This window comes from Pirellulales bacterium (genome assembly GCA_019636345.1).
Lineage (GTDB): Bacteria > Planctomycetota > Planctomycetia > Pirellulales > Lacipirellulaceae.
In genome coordinates this window covers 572,896-587,679 of record JAHBXQ010000002.1, presented here as the reverse complement: position 1 = coordinate 587,679, position 14,784 = coordinate 572,896, and the positions used below count along the sequence as shown (strand labels likewise).

Sequence of the window (14,784 nt, the reverse complement as noted above, 5' to 3'; positions counted from 1 at the left end):
GGCGGCAAGCGCCGCGCAGAAACAGCCCCGCCGGGCCGCGGATGTCGTGAGCATGTCGCTGCTTGGAATCCGCCGTCAAGTTCGGCTGAACAGCGCCTGTTGAATCTCTTCTTTGAAGCTCGCCGCCCGTTCCAACGTCTTCGTAAAGTCAGCCTTGCCCAGCGTGTAGAACACCGACGGCTCGCGAGCGACGATCGTCGCGTTGCGCGGTTCGTCGCGGATGAGAGCCGCTTCGCCGAAGTACTGCCCTTCCTTGAGGACCGCGACGGTCCGAGTCTGCTTGCCGTCGTCGACCAGCACGTCGACGCTTCCCGAGCGGATCAAATAGAACAGTTCGCCCGGGTCGTGCTGGCGAATGACGACGTCCCCCTGCTCGGCGGTCTCGACCCGCATCTTGTCGGCGACCTCGGTGAGGGTCGTCGGCGTGAGACTGGAAAACAGCGGGAACTGCCGGAGGAATTCGCAGATGACCGAGGTCTCCTGCACCGCCGAGTCGGCCTTGATCCGCCCTCCCTCCATCTTCACGATGCGGTCGGCGACGTCGAGGATGCGGCTGTCGTGCGTGACCATGATGATCGTGCTGCCGTGGTCGTTGGCCATCTCCTGAAACAGCGTCACCACCTCGCGGCCCGACTTCTCGTCGAGCGCGGCGGTCGGCTCGTCGGCCAGCACGATCTTGGGGGTGTGCACCAATCCGCGCGCGACCGCGACCCGCTGCTTCTGCCCGCCGGAGAGTTGGTCCGGCTTGTAGTCGATCCGCTCGCCGAGGCCGAGCCGTTCCAACAGCGCGCGAATCCGCCGGTCCGACTCGCGCCGCTCCATGCCGACCAACTCGCACGCCATGTTCACGTTCTGATGGGCCGTGAGCGAGCCGAACAGGTTGTGTGCCTGGAAGATGAACCCCAACTCCTGCCGCAGCCGGTTGATCTGCTCGCGACTGGCGCCGTGGAGCTCGTTCCCGAGAACCTTGAGGCTCCCTTCCTGCACCGTCCGCAAGGTGCCGATGAGGGTGAGCAGAGTCGTTTTCCCCGAGCCCGAGGGCCCGGTCATGATCACGATCTCGCCCCGGCGGACGTCGAGATTGTTCTCGAACAGCGCCTGGCTGCGCAGTTCGCCCTCGCCGAAGTAATGGTTGACCCCCGCGACCTTGACGGTCTTGGGCAACTGCGCCCCGCCGGTGTAGACGCCGCTGGTCGCAGGAAAGGAGATGGTGGCGGACATGGGAGGTGGCAATTGGTGACTGGTGATAGGTGACGGGCGACAAGCGCCCCGCCTGCAAGTCCTAAAACAACGACGCCGGGTCGGCCGACAACAGTTTGCGTACCGCCAACAGACCCGAACCGATGCACATGGCCAAAGTCAGCCCAAGGACCGTGAGCGCCGAGACGACGGTCATCTTCATCAGCAAGCCCGTCGCTCCGGCCAGCACGTGGTACAAGCCGTAGCTCACTAGCGCCCCGGGGACAAACCCCACCAAGGCCAGCAGAACCGCCTCGGCGACGATGAGCCGGACGAAGTACCCGGTCGAGTAGCCCATCGCCTTGAGCGTGGCGAACTCCGGCATGTGATCGGCGATGTCGGAGTAAATCACCTGATAGCAGATGACCATCCCGACGATGAACCCGATCACCTTGCCGGCGAAAAACACCGTGCCGATCGGCGTGCTCGTGTCCCAGAAGGTCACTTCCTGCTTGCGAAACTGATCGCGCGTGAGCACGTAAACGCGATCGTCGATGATCGCGTCCAATCGATCCCGCACTTGGACGACGTCGGCGCCCGACTCGACGTGGACGATCCCCAGGTCGACGACGCTCAACGGATCGCCGAACTGCACTCGCTCGGGGAAAAAGTCGGCGAAGCTCCGGGCGCTCATCACCAAATTGCCGTCGTGAGCGAAGTCGGTCCCCAACTCGAACGAGCCGACCAGCCGAATCTGCTTGCGGGCCAGTTCCGCGGGGGCGGCCTCGAGCGCCGCGTCGTCGCTCACCGGGAAGTCAAAGTTCGCCTTCCGGCTGTAGACGTCGATAAGCGCCGACCCCGGCAGGTGGAGCTTGTCGAGCTGCCGCTTGATGCTCGGCGTGCGAAATACGGGGTCTTCCAGGTGGAACCCGATCGAACGGATCGGGAACCCCTTGCTCCGCCGGTTGGGGGACAGATTCTTCAGCCGCGACAACGTCAGCTCGGAGTAAAGCGGATACGCCCCGGCGACCCCTGTGACCGATGCGGCTCGCTTCACCAACGTCAGCGGAAACCGCTTCTCGGCGGCCAGCGTGTACTTGGCCCGGCTCACCAGGAAGACGTCCCCCTGCAGATCGTCGATGATCTTCACCTGGCTGTCGAACAGCGCGTTCTGAAACCCGACTTGGGTGAACATCAACAACACGGCGAACGCAATCCCCGCCAGCGCCACGGCCAGCCGGCGCCAATCGTGCGTGAGATTCTTCCACGCGAGCGGCGTTTTGCGGGGGGACAATCGCATGATGCTGGGTTTGGGGAGGACTGGAGAACAGGGGTTTCAGGATCGGCAGGATGAATGCTTGATGCGGACTTGCGTTTTCTCGGAACGTGGGCGGAGCTCGGCTAGTAAGGAGTGAATCTGATCGTCAGCCCCCCCAATCGTCATCCTCTCAATCGTGCCAATCCTGTGATCCTGTCCAGTTGTGATTCCATCGTGACAGCAACGACCGTTCAGAACAGGTCCGCAGGATCGGCCTGATACAGTTTTCTCAACGCCGCCATTCCGGACAGCACGCACATGACCACCGCCAGCACAAGCACCAAGCCCGCGATGCCCGGGGTGAGCGACATCGGCATGCCCGACGTCGCGCCGACGATCTTGTACAACACCCAACTGGCGACCAACGACGGCACATAGCCGATCAGCGCCAACAACACCGACTGCTCGAGCACCACGCGCGTCAGGTAGCGGTTCGAGTATCCCATCGCCTTGAGCGTGGCGTACTCCCCCATCATGTTGGCAATATCGGTCGAGAGGACTTGGTACACGATCGCCACCCCGACGAACATGGCCACCCACACGCCAAAGGTGAAGATCTTTCCCAGCGGCGTTTGCTCGACCCAGCGGTACTCCTCGCGACGAATCACCTCGTCCCGGGTCAGCACCTCGACGTCGGCCGGCGTGGCCGAGGTTTGCGGTCGCTCGGGGTCGGTGTCGGTCGGCCCCACCAGTCGCTGCAGCTCGCGCTGCATTGCTTCGGGTTCGATCCCCGGCGCGAGCTTCGCCAAGCCAAGGTTGATTTGATCGAGCGACTGCCACGGGCACGCCGTCGCGTACCCCGCGGGGCTGACCATGCACGCCCCGTTGCACGCCAAACCCGTCCCCAACTCGAACACGTCGATAATCCGCACGCGCCCGCCCCCCAGCACCGTCTCGACTCCCAGATCCTTGGCGCCGAACCGTCGGCCGTCGACAGGGCCGAAGTCGGCCTTGCTCTTCGAGTCGATCGCCACGAAACGCGGATCGGTCAGCCCGCGAGCCGTGGTGCGCAAGGCCTCGCTCGTGAACGGCGGATCATTCGGATCGGCGCCCAGACAGATAATGCCTCGCCACTGGCCGTCCCAATTCTCCGGCGGCAAGTCGCTGCGCTGCGGACGCTGCCACTCGCTGAGGCCCAGGTACAGCGGGCGCACCTGCGTCACCCCGGGAAACGACTCGGCCTGATAGATCCGCTCGGCCGGGAACGTCCCTGGGTCGGTCAGGTGGAGATACTCCGGCGAGCGGAGCATAAGATCGAAGTCCAGCGCGTCGTAAATCTGCGTCGCCGTCTTGCGAACCGCCCCTTTGAATCCCAACTGCATGAAGATCAGGATGACGGCGAACGCGACCCCGGCCAGCGCGACCGCGGTCCGCACCTTGTTATGCAGCAGGTTCTTCCAAGCAAGGGGCGTGTTCATGGGGACGCATGGCCGGTGTTCCGCAAGCGCTGTCGAACGTACGGGGCGAGGGTTTGCGAAGGACCGGCCGCCGCACCGGTGCGAGCGACTAGTCGCCCGCTTTCGGCGGCGCCGCTTCGTCGGCGACCGGCGTGAATTCCACCGTCGCTTGCATCCCCACCAGCCGCGCCGCCTGCGCGACGGCGCCAGGACGAGGATCGTTGATCTTGATGCGAACCTGAATCACGGACCGATCGCTGGGAGCCAGCGGATTGCGATTGGTCAGCCCGGGACTGGCCACCAGATTCCCGACCCGCTCGACGACCCCCTTCAGGCCCCCCCCCGCGACGTCGAACGGCGCCGCGAACGCCGCACTTTGGATCGTCGCCGCTTGCCCGTCGCGGACATGCTTGGCGTCCGCTTCGTACACCTCGGCGATGCAAGCCATCTCGCTTAGGTCGGCCAGTTGCAGCACCGGCAGTTGGGTCGCGGCTTCGCCCGGTTCGACGCTCACCTCAAGCACCGTATAGTCGACAGGACCGTCGGCGGGCTCCGGGGCCCGCAGCAGCGACTGGTCGCGAGACTGATCGGCCCCCTTGAGTTCCAATCTCGTCGCCTCATTGGCGTCGACCTTGCGAATCAATTCCAAGTTTGCTTCCGCGAGCTTGCGATTCGTCGCCGCCGCGTCCACCGCCTTGCGAGCGGCCTCGACGGCGTGGGGCAACATGGCCGCCGCGGCCGCGTATTCCGCTTTCGCAATCTGGGCTTGGCTTGCTTGCCGTTGGTATTGAAGTTCCGTCACTAACTCCGGGTCCGCAGCCCGCAGTTCGGCCAGCTTGGCGACGTCCGCCGCGGCCGACTCGGCCACCAGCGCAAGCGCGTCGACCTTGACTTGCTGCGAGGCCACTTCCTTCAACTTGGCCTCGGCCTGTGCGACGCCGACTTCGGCCTGATCGACCTGAGCCTCGGCCAGTGCGAGTTCATGGACGCGCCGTTCTTGGCCGATCGTGAACTTCTTCTCGATCGCCTCGAAATGCGTTTGCCGCAAGTCGTACGACTTGAGCCACGCAAGCACGCACCCCGATTGCACCTTCAGCCCTTCAACGACGCCATAGCCAGGGGCCGGTTCCGCGTCGGGATCGCGCATCCCGTTGCCGAAGCGATCGACGATCTCGGTCGGCAGCGAGCGGATCTCGACGACCCCGCCGGCCGGCTGCAGCCGGCCCAAGGCGACGATGCGTCGGGGACCGCTCGTTGCGGAGGAAGGATTGGCGCCGGGCGGCGCCTCGCGGCGACAGCCCGCGGCGAGCGTCGCAAACGCCAACAACGCCGCCGATGCGACGCGACGCCGGCGATGGCTTGGGCTGGTCGAACTCATGGCGGCAAGGTCGCGGCGGCATGCCGCGAAAGTTTGTGCGGGAAATCGGCTTCTGAGAAGTGTAAGTCGCGGCAAGCGCCTCCGGAGGGTCCGGCGTCCTATTCACCCAGAATTGGCTCGTTCCCCTGGCCATGTCAAGTAAGTCGGCTCCGCTCTTGAACTTGCGCCGAAACGGCCGGCGCGGCTGTAGCTATTTCAGCAAGAAGTGCGGTCGTGACGCCCCGGGCCGCGAACCGGCCCTTTGACGCTCGTCGACAGGCTGAGCCTTGGAAATGCCTAGCGACGAGCAAGCCGTTAAATCCAGTCAGGCTCAGCAGTTAGGGCCACTGTGCCGGCGAGTTGACGCCACGCCTGGTTCTCGCCCAATCTGCTCCGCCGACGTAGGGTTGTTGCTCGTTTTCGAGGAAATGCAAGGTCGGGACGACCCGCTGATGAGTTTCCGTCATTTCCAATCTGGCCCCGCGATTTCCCTTCGCCGCCCCACGGCTCGGGCAATTCGCGAATTTGCCGAGCGCCAACGCACGCTGAATCTCACCTACCCCGCGACGGTCGCCGGCAAATCGCCCCCGGCGGGCTTCACGGTCGATTTCCAACGCACGCTGGTGGGAACGGGCGAAGCAACCTTTCATGCCGCGTGCGACCTCGTGCATCGCTGGCGGCAGTTCCCTACGGCGTGGATCGCTCCGGTCGTCGACTCCTTGCCCGCCGCGGAAGGGGACGTCGTGGTCACGTTGGCTCGGTTCGCGGGGTTGTGGTGGCTGAACGCGTGCCGCGTGGTCGACGTGGTCGAGCCCGGCCCGGCGTTTCCCGGTCGCTCACGGCGGTTGGAGATCGCCTACGGCACGCTTCCCGGGCACATCGCCGCGGGGGAAGAACGATTCTCGATCGTCTGCGACGCCGACGACCGCGTGTGGTACGAAATCCACGCCTTCTCGCGCCCCGCTTACTGGTTGGCGCGACTTGCGCAGCCCTTGCTGCGACGCCTGCAACGCCGGTTCGGCGCCGAGTCGCTCGCGCTTGTCGCCGCAGCCGGCGCCGCCGCGCCTTGCTCGCAAGTCGTCTAGAGCGCTACACTGGCGGCACGTTCGTTGTTTCGGAGCGAAGCCGCTTTGGGCTGTCGGCTTTCGCCGTCGCCTGGCAGCGATAGCTCCCGCGGGCGCAGCTCTCGCATCCCGGCGCATCATCCGCGCACCCGATCTCCCCCCGAGCCTTCCATGCGACGCATCTCGACCTTCCTCATCGGCGTCGTCGTCGGGATCGTTCTGTTGTGGGGCGCCATGCATTTTCATCTCATCCGCTCGCAGCAGGGGTTTCATCTCGTCGCGAAACGTTCGGCCACGTTGGCCGACGCCTATGTCGACGCTCGTTCGTTCGGCCCGGCCGACTGGTTGCAGCGTCCCGCCGTCGCCGAAGCCGTGCTCCGATCGAACAACGACGCCCTGATCGACGCCCTCATGGGCGACGCCGTGCAGAACGGCCTCGACAAACTCCTCCCCCCCGCCCCGCCCAAACGGTGATTACGGCGTAGCGGGATTGTCGCCCGGACTCGCTCCAAGGCGCGAGTCCTGAGACGAACCAAGTCAGCGCCCCGGCTCGCTCCCCGTTGCGATCGGCACAATCGGGGCGAACCTCGCGGCCCGCGCAGTGCATTCGCGGCGTCCGTTTCGACCGGCTTGCGCGGCGCCGCAGCGAAAACCCGTGCGAACGCACGTCGGTCGGCGAGATTGAATCGCCGTTCGCAGCCGGACCGATAGCTCCCGATGCGGCAGTCGAGCGCAGCGCCTCCCCCCTCCCCCGCGGCGCCGGCGACGACCCCGCGCAGCCCTCTCGTTCTTGCGACAAGGATTGCAGTCATGGAGCTCAATCGCAATCAGTACTTCTTCATCGGAATGGTCGTCGTCCTGCTGGGCGCCCAGTTCCGGGCCGTGAATCATTACGTGCTGACCCCCGAGGCGACGCGGTTCCTCGCCGAGCGGACCGGCGGCGGCGGGGGCGACTCCACGATTCTCGCCCTCAGCGCCGACATGGGCGCCGCGCCGCGCAAGGTGATTCATCCGCCCGAGTGGCTCGGGTGGTGTTTGATGTCCGTCGGCGCCGTGTTCATTCTCCACAGTCTGGCGATGCGCAAACCGGGAGGCTGAACCGGCCGCGCTCGGCGCGCGTCGACCGCCATGTTTCGTCCTCCCTCGCCTTGGGTGCGAACCGTCGATGATCCGACTTCTCGAATCTCCGAGCCTTGCCCGCCGGCGTCAGCGCATTCCGCACACGACGGCGAGGTTTGCCGCGGCCAGCGCCGGCGTGTACGGTCTGGCCCTGATCGGGCTCCTTGCCCTGGCCGGGCGAACCGCGGATCGCAGCGCCGCCCAACAGCCGGCCCCCGCAGCCCGTTACGGCGACGGCGCCGACGACGCCAAACGCAACGCAACCGCGAACCGGCGGATCCGCGAAGGCTCGGTCATCCAGAACGTCATCGGCGTCTTTCGCCGCAACGGCGACACGGCCTCGTTCATCGCCGAGGACGGCATGGAGTTCGGCGGACTGCCGAATCTCAACCTCGAGCGCGTCGTCAAGCTGCTCAAGTCGGTCGAGGAGCCCGAGAGCGTCTACTGGAGCGTCAACGGCGAAGTGACCGAGTTCTCGGGACGAAACTACCTGCTGATCCAACGAGCCGTCTTCAAGGCCGCAGCCCCGCCCCCGACGCCGCAGGCGATCGCCGAATAGTCGCGTTCTCCGCGTGACTGGGGTCGAGCGACGCGCGCCCTCAGTTGAACTCCGCCGCGCCCGCCGCTCGGGTCAGGTTGACATCGCAGCCGCGGCCGATATTATCGGACAAGACCGCTTGCGGGCGGTTGTTGGCCCGGTCTTTCCCGGGGCGCGGGCTCGTCCCGACCGATCGCATCGCCCCTTGCTCCCCAGTCCTTTCGGCAACTCCCCATGGCTAATCGTCGCATCGACGTCAACGAATCGGCCGCCGTCAGCGTGGTTCGTTTTCGCGATCAGAAGATCATCGATCCTGAAGCGATTCAGGAGCTTGGACAGGAACTGTTCGATCTGGTGGACAAAGACCACCGCCACAAGATCGTGCTGAACTTCGGCAACGTCGAGTTCCTCTCCAGCGCCGCCCTGGGCAAGCTGATCACCTTCGAGAAGAAGGCCAAGCGCGAGGGGGCGAGCATCATCCTCACCAACATCTCGCCCGAGATTTATCAGGTGTTCGCCATCACCAATCTGAACAAGCTGTTTCAGATCAAAGACACCGAGGCCGACGCCCTGGCCGTGCTGTAATCGAGCGGAGCCTCCGCGAAGGGACGTTCGCGCGACTATAATTCAACACAGAGCTCACAGAGAGCGCACCAGGGGAGTCCCGCGGATCGCCGTACCGCATCCGCCGACGCCCGCCGGCTCGCTCTCTTCAACTCGGTGCGAACGCGATGCCTTCTCGCAACGGCGAATTCACGCGACACGTCACGCTGCCCAGCAATCTCGAGGCGTATCACCAGCTCATCGACGAGATCATCGACGAGCTCGAGCGCCGCGACTGGGTCCCGGAACACCTGTTCGCCATCCGGATGGCGCTCGAGGAATCGATCAGCAACGCCGTCCGCCACGGCAACAAGCACGATCCGAACAAGCAGGTGTTCGTCGACTGCCGCTGCAGCGATCGCTCGTTCTGGGTCCAGGTGCGGGACGAAGGACCCGGATTCTGCCCCGAACAAGTCCCCGACTGCTGCGCGGACGACCGGCTGGAAGTCCCCGGCGGCCGCGGCCTCGCCCTCATGCGGGCCTTCATGACCCGCATGGAATACAACGACCGCGGCAACGTTCTCACCATGGAAAAAGTGTTGCCGAAGTAAGCGAACCGAAGCTTGCGCCTTCGGCCCGCCGACGCTTCGCCAACTCTTGCCTTACGCGACGCGGCGAAACGTGAACTCGTCGCCGTCGCTGTCGATCTCGACGGTCGCCCCTTCGGGGTACTCCCCCTTGAGCAGCTCGGTCGCCAGCGGATTTTGCACCGACTGCTGGATGACCCGCTTGACCGGCCGGGCGCCGAACGTCGGGTCGTAGCCCAAGGCCGCGATCCGATTGCGGGCCGTCTCGGTGACGACGAGGTTCAGGCCGCGTTTGGCGAGCAGCTCTTCGAGCCGCGCCACCTGCAAATCGACGATCCGCCGCACCTGATCGCGCGCGAGCGGGCGGAACACGATCGTCTCGTCGATCCGATTGAGGAACTCGGGCAAGAATCGGGCCTTCAGCGCCTCTTTGAGCGCCGACTCCATGTCGTCCTCCGTGCCCCCCTCCTCGGCGATCTGCTGGATGAGTTGACTCCCCACGTTCGAGGTCATCACGACGATCGTGTTGGTGAAGTCGACCGTATGTCCGTGGTTGTCGGTCAGTCGACCGTCGTCGAGCACCTGCAGCAAGATGTTGAACACGTCGCGGTGGGCCTTTTCCATCTCGTCCAAGAGCACGACGCTGTACGGCCGGCGGCGAACCGCTTCGGTCAGTTTGCCCCCTTCTTCGTAGCCGACGTACCCTGGCGGGGCGCCGATGAGCCGACTCACGGAGTGCTTCTCCATGAACTCGCTCATGTCGATCCGCACCATCGCGTTCTCGTCGTCGAACAGCACCTCGGCCAGGGCCTTGCACAGTTCGGTCTTGCCCACCCCGGTCGGGCCGCAGAACAGAAAGCTGCCGATCGGCCGATTGGGGTCCTGCAGCCCGCTGCGGCTGCGGCGCACCGCGTTGGCGACCGCGACGACCGCCTCGTCCTGGCCGACGACCCGCTGATGGAGCCGCTCTTCGAGCACCAACAGCTTCGCCTTCTCGGCCTCCATCATCCGACTTACGGGAATGCCGGTCCACGCGCTGACCACCTCGGCGATCTCATCGGGGCCCACTTCTTGCGTAAGCAGCCTCGGCCGTTGCGAGCCGCTGCCGTCCCCGGCCGCGGCTTGGCGAGCTTCCATGTCCTCAAGTTGCGCGGCCAGCTTCTTGCGCGTCACGTCCAACTCGTACAGCGATTGATACAAATCCTCGCCGACAAGATCGCCGCGCGATTGGCGCTCCTTGATCGCCGCCGCGAGCTGTTGGTACTCGTGCTCCCCTTTCTGCAGCTTCTCGCGCACCTGGGCCACGTCCCCCACGCCCAGTTTCTCGCTTTCCCACTGCTCGCGCAGATCGGCCAGCTTGCGGCGCAGCTCGGCCATCTCGGCCTCGATCTCTTCCAGCCGCAGCGCCGCGTGTTCCTCGGTCTCCTCGGCCAACTGCCGGGCCGCGAGCTCCAACTGCACGAGCCGTCGCTGAACCTGATCGATCTCCTCGGGCACGCTCTCCAGTTCCATGGCCAGCCGGCTGGTGGCCTCGTCCATCAGGTCGATCGCCTTGTCGGGAAGAAACCGGTCGGCGATGTAACGGTGCGACAACTCGGCCGCCGCCACCAGGGCCGAGTCCTTGATCTTCACGCCACGATGGTGGGCCTCGTATCGCGGCTTGAGCCCGCGCAGAATCGCGATGGTGTCCTCCACGCTCGGCTCGCCGACGAACACGGGCTGGAACCGCCGCTCGAGCGCAGCGTCCTTCTCGATGTACTTGCGATACTCGTCAAGCGTCGTGGCGCCGATGCACCGCAACTCGCCGCGGGCCAGCGCAGGCTTGAGCAGGTTGGCCGCGTCGTTCCCCCCCTCGGCCGCGCCGGCTCCGACAACCGTGTGCAACTCGTCGATGAACAGGATCACGCCCCCCTGGGCGTCCTGCACCTCGCGCAGCACCGCCTTGAGCCGCTCCTCGAACTCGCCGCGGTACTTCGTCCCGGCGATGAGGGCCCCCAAGTCGAGCGCAACGACCCGCTTGTTCTTGAGCGATTCGGGAACGTCGCTCGCCACAATCCGCAGCGCAAGCCCCTCGGCGATCGCCGTCTTGCCGACGCCGGGCTCGCCGATGAGCACCGGGTTGTTTTTCGTGCGCCGGCTGAGCACCTGCACGACGCGGCGGATTTCCTGATCGCGGCCGATCACGGGGTCGAGCTTGCCCGCCTTGGCTCGCTCGACAAGATCGATGCCGTACTTCTTCAGTGCCTGATACTTCCCCTCGGGGTCCTGATCGGTCACCCGGGCCGATCCGCGGATGTCGCGCAAGGCCTTGAGTATGTCCTGCTCGGCGAGCGCATTGAGACGCAGCGTGTCGGCCGCCTTGGACTTCGTCTTGGCGAGCCCCAGCAGCAGGTGTTCGGTCGAAACGAACTCGTCCTGCATCTCCGCCGCAGTCGCCGCGGCCGCTTCGAGGACTTTCTGCAGGTCGGAGGAGACCTGCGGCGGGGCGCCCCCGGAGGTCTTGGGAAGCCGCTTCAGTTCCGCCTCGATCATCGCCGCAAGCTGCGCGGTGTTCACCCCCGCGTGATCGAGCAGGGGCCGCATCACCCCCTCCCCCTCGCCGGCCAGCGCCGCGAGCAAGTGGAGCGGCTCGATCTGCGGAGCCTGAGCGCTGGCCGCAGTCTCCTGGGCGCGCTGCAGGGCCTCTTGGGCCTTGGTCGTCAGTTTGTCGAAGCGGAAGGGCATGTTAGCCTTGCGTAATGTTGCAGCGGACTACTCATACTGCGCACATTCTCTGTCGTAGTAGTTTGCGATAGTACATTTATCGTCGAGCATCTCTAAGTAGATTGGGTTATCGACGATTGTACTCACACATTTATCAATGCAGTCGCACACCTCGGTTGTGAGGTTTTCGATGTCTGGGAGAACTACTGCTGTATTGTCCTTTCCATGCTCAAGCGCTTTTCGAAGCCCTTTTTTTCGTTCGCAAGAATAGAAACTCTTAACAAATTGATCGTCTATCAACAGCACGCCTGGCCGAACCACCTTCAGTGCTGTCAGCCCGGATGAACCTTCGAATACATATTCTGGATGATGAACAATCCATGCAAACTCTTTTGGATGCTTGAAAAAGTTAGCCCATCGCCGCACACGTCGTAGTGGCTCGAAATGCCGAGCGCGATATTCATCCGGAACACTTACGATGTCAAAAATGTCGGTTATTCTTTCCCAAAGCGTATTCAATAGAAACAGATATAGAGATACGGGGTGATGTGGCTTGTAGCCTACATCTTCATTCTGCATCGACTTTAAAAACCTTGATATCTGTTCTGAAAGGTCTTCGAGATTACACCCTAGGCAGTTGTGCTTCACCGGGTCGTCGCCAACGAATACCGAATGAATTCGGCACATTACCGAATCTGATGCGATACGCTCGTCGAAAATCTTCGAAGCAGCTTCGAATTTTATCTGCGCTGTAGCAGCAGTTGATTCTGTAATATTTTCAGTTGCCATCGTATCTTTCCAATTAACTCTTCACCTCGAACTCCGCGTCGATCGCGTCGTCGTCGGCGGGAGTTTCGCCCGAGTCGCTGGGCGCTGAAGCGTCCGCGCCAGGAGCGCCGGCGGCGTTCTTGTAGAGCGCTTCGCTCATCGCGTGGCTCGCGGCCTCCAGTTCGCTCACCGCGCTCTTGATGCGATCGGCGTCGTCCCCCTTGGCCGCTTCGCGGACCTTGGCGACCGCCGCCTCGAGCGCGCTCTTGTCGGAATCCTGGAGCTTGTCTCCCTGCTGCTTGACGAGCTTTTCAATCTCGTAGCACATCGAGTCCGCGCGGTTACGGGCCTCGACGAGGGTGCGCTTCTTTTTGTCCTCCTCGGCGTGGGCCGCGGCGTCGGACTGCATCTTCTTGATCTCATCGTCGCTCAGGCCGCTCGACTGCTCGATTCGGACCGTCTGCTCCTTGCCCGTGCCGAGATCCTTGGCCGCGACGCTGAGGATGCCGTTGGCGTCGATGTCGAACTTGACCTCGATCTGCGGCACGCCCCGCGGCGCGGGCGGAATCCCTTCCAGATTGAATTGCCCCAGCAGCCGGTTGTCGGCGCACATCTCGCGCTCGCCCTGGAACACCCGCACCGTGACCGCCGTCTGGTTGTCGTCGGCCGTGCTGAAGACCTGCTTTCGCTCGGTGGGGATCGTGGTGTTTTTCTCGACGAGCTTGGTCATCACGCCGCCGAGGGTTTCAATGCCCAAGGAAAGCGGCGTGACGTCCAGCAGCAGAATGTCCTGCACCTCGCCCGACAGCACGCCCCCCTGAATCGCGGCGCCGACCGCCACGACCTCGTCGGGGTTGACCCCCTTGTGGGGCTCTTTGCCGAACACTTCCTTCACCAAGTCATGCACCTTGGGGATCCGCGTCGACCCGCCCACAAGTACGACCTCGTCGATCTCGCTGGTCGAGAACTTGGCGTCCTTGAGCGCCTGCAGCACCGGCCCGCGGCATCGTTCAACGAGCCCGTCGACGAGCTGCTCGAACTTGGCCCGCGTGATGTTCATCTGCAGATGCTTCGGCCCCGTGGCGTCGGCCGTGATGAACGGCAGGTTCAGGTCGGTCGATTGAGCCGAGCTGAGCTCCTTCTTCGCCTTCTCGCACGCCTCCTGCAGACGTTGCAGAGCCATTTGGTCGGTGCGCAGGTCGATCCCCTGCTCCTTCTTGAACTCCTCGGCGACGTAGTTGATCAGCGCCTCGTCAAAGTCGTCGCCCCCCAGGTGGGTGTCGCCGTTGGTGCTCACCACGCGGAACACGCCGTCGGCCACCTCGAGAATCGACACGTCGAACGTGCCGCCCCCCAGGTCGAAAACGCAGATCTTCTCCTGGGTCTTTTTGTCGAGCCCGTAGGCAAGCGACGCGGCGGTCGGTTCGTTGATGATCCGCGCGACTTCGAGCCCCGCGATCTGGCCGGCGTCCTTGGTCGCCTGCCGCTGGGCGTCGTTGAAGTACGCCGGGACGGTGATCACCGCCTTGTTGACCTTGTGACCCAGATACGCCTCGGCCGATTCCTTGAGCTTGCGGAGCGTCTTGGCCGAGATCTCCGGCGGGGTGAACTCGTTGCCGTCGACGTCGACCTTGACGTAGTCGTCCGCAGCGCCGGTCACCTTGTAGGGGACCATTTTCTCCTCGGTCGCGACTTCGCTGTGCCGCCGACCCATGAACCGCTTGATCGAGTAGACCGTCTTGCGCGGATTGGTGACGGCCTGCCGACGCGCGGGCTCGCCGACCAGGGTCTCGCCCTTGTCGGTGAACGCGACGACGCTGGGGGTCAGCCGATTCCCTTCAGGATTGGGGATGACTTTGGCCTCTTTGCCGTCCATGACGGCGACCACCGAGTTGGTGGTCCCGAGGTCGATGCCGATGATTTTTTCGCCTGCAGCCATTGTGTGTTCTCCTTCTGCCCCGTCTTGGCGGCGCGGGGCGACGCGTGTTGGTCCTCGTCATGCAACGCTGTATTCGCGAACGCCGCCGGAGCGCATGCGCAAGCCGGCGACGGCTACGACCGCTGGAAGCCCCTTTTTGCAAAGGATGTGCCGACCGCCACACGGCTTGGCGAATCAAACGCAACCATCTATTATGAAAAGACTTACAAGAAACTGTGTCCACCTCGCCTCCTGGCAGTCCCCCCCGGCTGCTGTCACAGTGGCAGGATTCC

At 64.1% G+C, this 14,784-nt stretch carries 13 protein-coding genes; 6 read left to right on the top strand and 7 right to left on the bottom strand.

Annotation, left to right across the window (positions count from 1 at the left end; translation table 11 throughout):
- Positions 1–75: 75 nt before the first annotated feature.
- From KF688_06205 to KF688_06190, 4 genes are all read right to left on the bottom strand, one after another.
- Positions 76–1,221, bottom strand: coding sequence for an ATP-binding cassette domain-containing protein (locus KF688_06205; GenBank protein MBX3425255.1), 1,146 nt, complete (start codon positions 1,219–1,221; stop codon positions 76–78).
- A 61-nt stretch (positions 1,222–1,282) separates the two neighbouring features.
- Positions 1,283–2,479, bottom strand: coding sequence for an ABC transporter permease DevC (gene devC, locus KF688_06200; protein ID MBX3425254.1), 1,197 nt, complete (start codon positions 2,477–2,479; stop codon positions 1,283–1,285).
- Positions 2,480–2,688: 209 nt separating this feature from the next.
- Entirely contained in the window at positions 2,689–3,915 is a 1,227-nt protein-coding gene (locus KF688_06195; protein ID MBX3425253.1) for an FtsX-like permease family protein, read from the bottom strand.
- Between the two features lie 88 nt (positions 3,916–4,003).
- On the bottom strand, positions 4,004–5,272 hold the full coding sequence (locus KF688_06190; GenBank protein MBX3425252.1) for an HlyD family efflux transporter periplasmic adaptor subunit: 1,269 nt from the start codon (positions 5,270–5,272) through the stop codon (positions 4,004–4,006).
- Between the two features lie 431 nt (positions 5,273–5,703).
- Here KF688_06190 and KF688_06185 point away from each other — a divergent pair, with 431 nt between their 5' ends.
- The 6 genes from KF688_06185 to KF688_06160 all read left to right on the top strand — a co-directional run bounded on the left by KF688_06185 (position 5,704) and on the right by KF688_06160 (position 9,126).
- A complete protein-coding gene (locus KF688_06185) occupies positions 5,704–6,336 on the top strand; it encodes a DUF1990 domain-containing protein (protein MBX3425251.1) in 633 nt (210 codons plus the stop codon).
- A gap of 150 nt (positions 6,337–6,486) precedes the next feature.
- Positions 6,487–6,789: a hypothetical protein gene (locus KF688_06180; protein MBX3425250.1), complete on the top strand. Its 303-nt coding sequence runs from the start codon at positions 6,487–6,489 to the stop codon at positions 6,787–6,789.
- Between the two features lie 336 nt (positions 6,790–7,125).
- Positions 7,126–7,413, top strand: a complete 288-nt coding sequence (locus KF688_06175; protein ID MBX3425249.1) for a hypothetical protein — start codon at positions 7,126–7,128, stop codon at positions 7,411–7,413.
- 67 nt (positions 7,414–7,480) lie between these two features.
- Positions 7,481–7,993, top strand: coding sequence for a hypothetical protein (locus tag KF688_06170; GenBank protein ID MBX3425248.1), 513 nt, complete (start codon positions 7,481–7,483; stop codon positions 7,991–7,993).
- A gap of 213 nt (positions 7,994–8,206) precedes the next feature.
- Complete coding sequence (locus tag KF688_06165; protein ID MBX3425247.1) at positions 8,207–8,557, top strand: STAS domain-containing protein; 351 nt, start codon at positions 8,207–8,209, stop codon at positions 8,555–8,557.
- A 146-nt stretch (positions 8,558–8,703) separates the two neighbouring features.
- A complete protein-coding gene (locus tag KF688_06160; protein ID MBX3425246.1) occupies positions 8,704–9,126 on the top strand; it encodes an ATP-binding protein in 423 nt (140 codons plus the stop codon).
- 51 nt (positions 9,127–9,177) lie between these two features.
- Here KF688_06160 and clpB read toward each other — a convergent pair whose 3' ends face one another.
- The 3 genes from clpB to dnaK are packed head-to-tail and all read right to left on the bottom strand — an operon-like array spanning position 9,178 to position 14,512.
- Entirely contained in the window at positions 9,178–11,826 is a 2,649-nt protein-coding gene (gene clpB / locus KF688_06155) for an ATP-dependent chaperone ClpB (GenBank protein MBX3425245.1), read from the bottom strand.
- Between the two features lie 27 nt (positions 11,827–11,853).
- A complete protein-coding gene (locus KF688_06150) occupies positions 11,854–12,594 on the bottom strand; it encodes a hypothetical protein (protein MBX3425244.1) in 741 nt (246 codons plus the stop codon).
- 13 nt (positions 12,595–12,607) lie between these two features.
- Positions 12,608–14,512 carry a molecular chaperone DnaK gene (gene dnaK, locus KF688_06145; GenBank protein ID MBX3425243.1) on the bottom strand — a complete coding sequence of 635 codons (1,905 nt, stop codon included), beginning with the start codon at positions 14,510–14,512 and terminating at the stop codon, positions 12,608–12,610.
- Between the last annotated feature and the right edge of the window lie 272 nt (positions 14,513–14,784).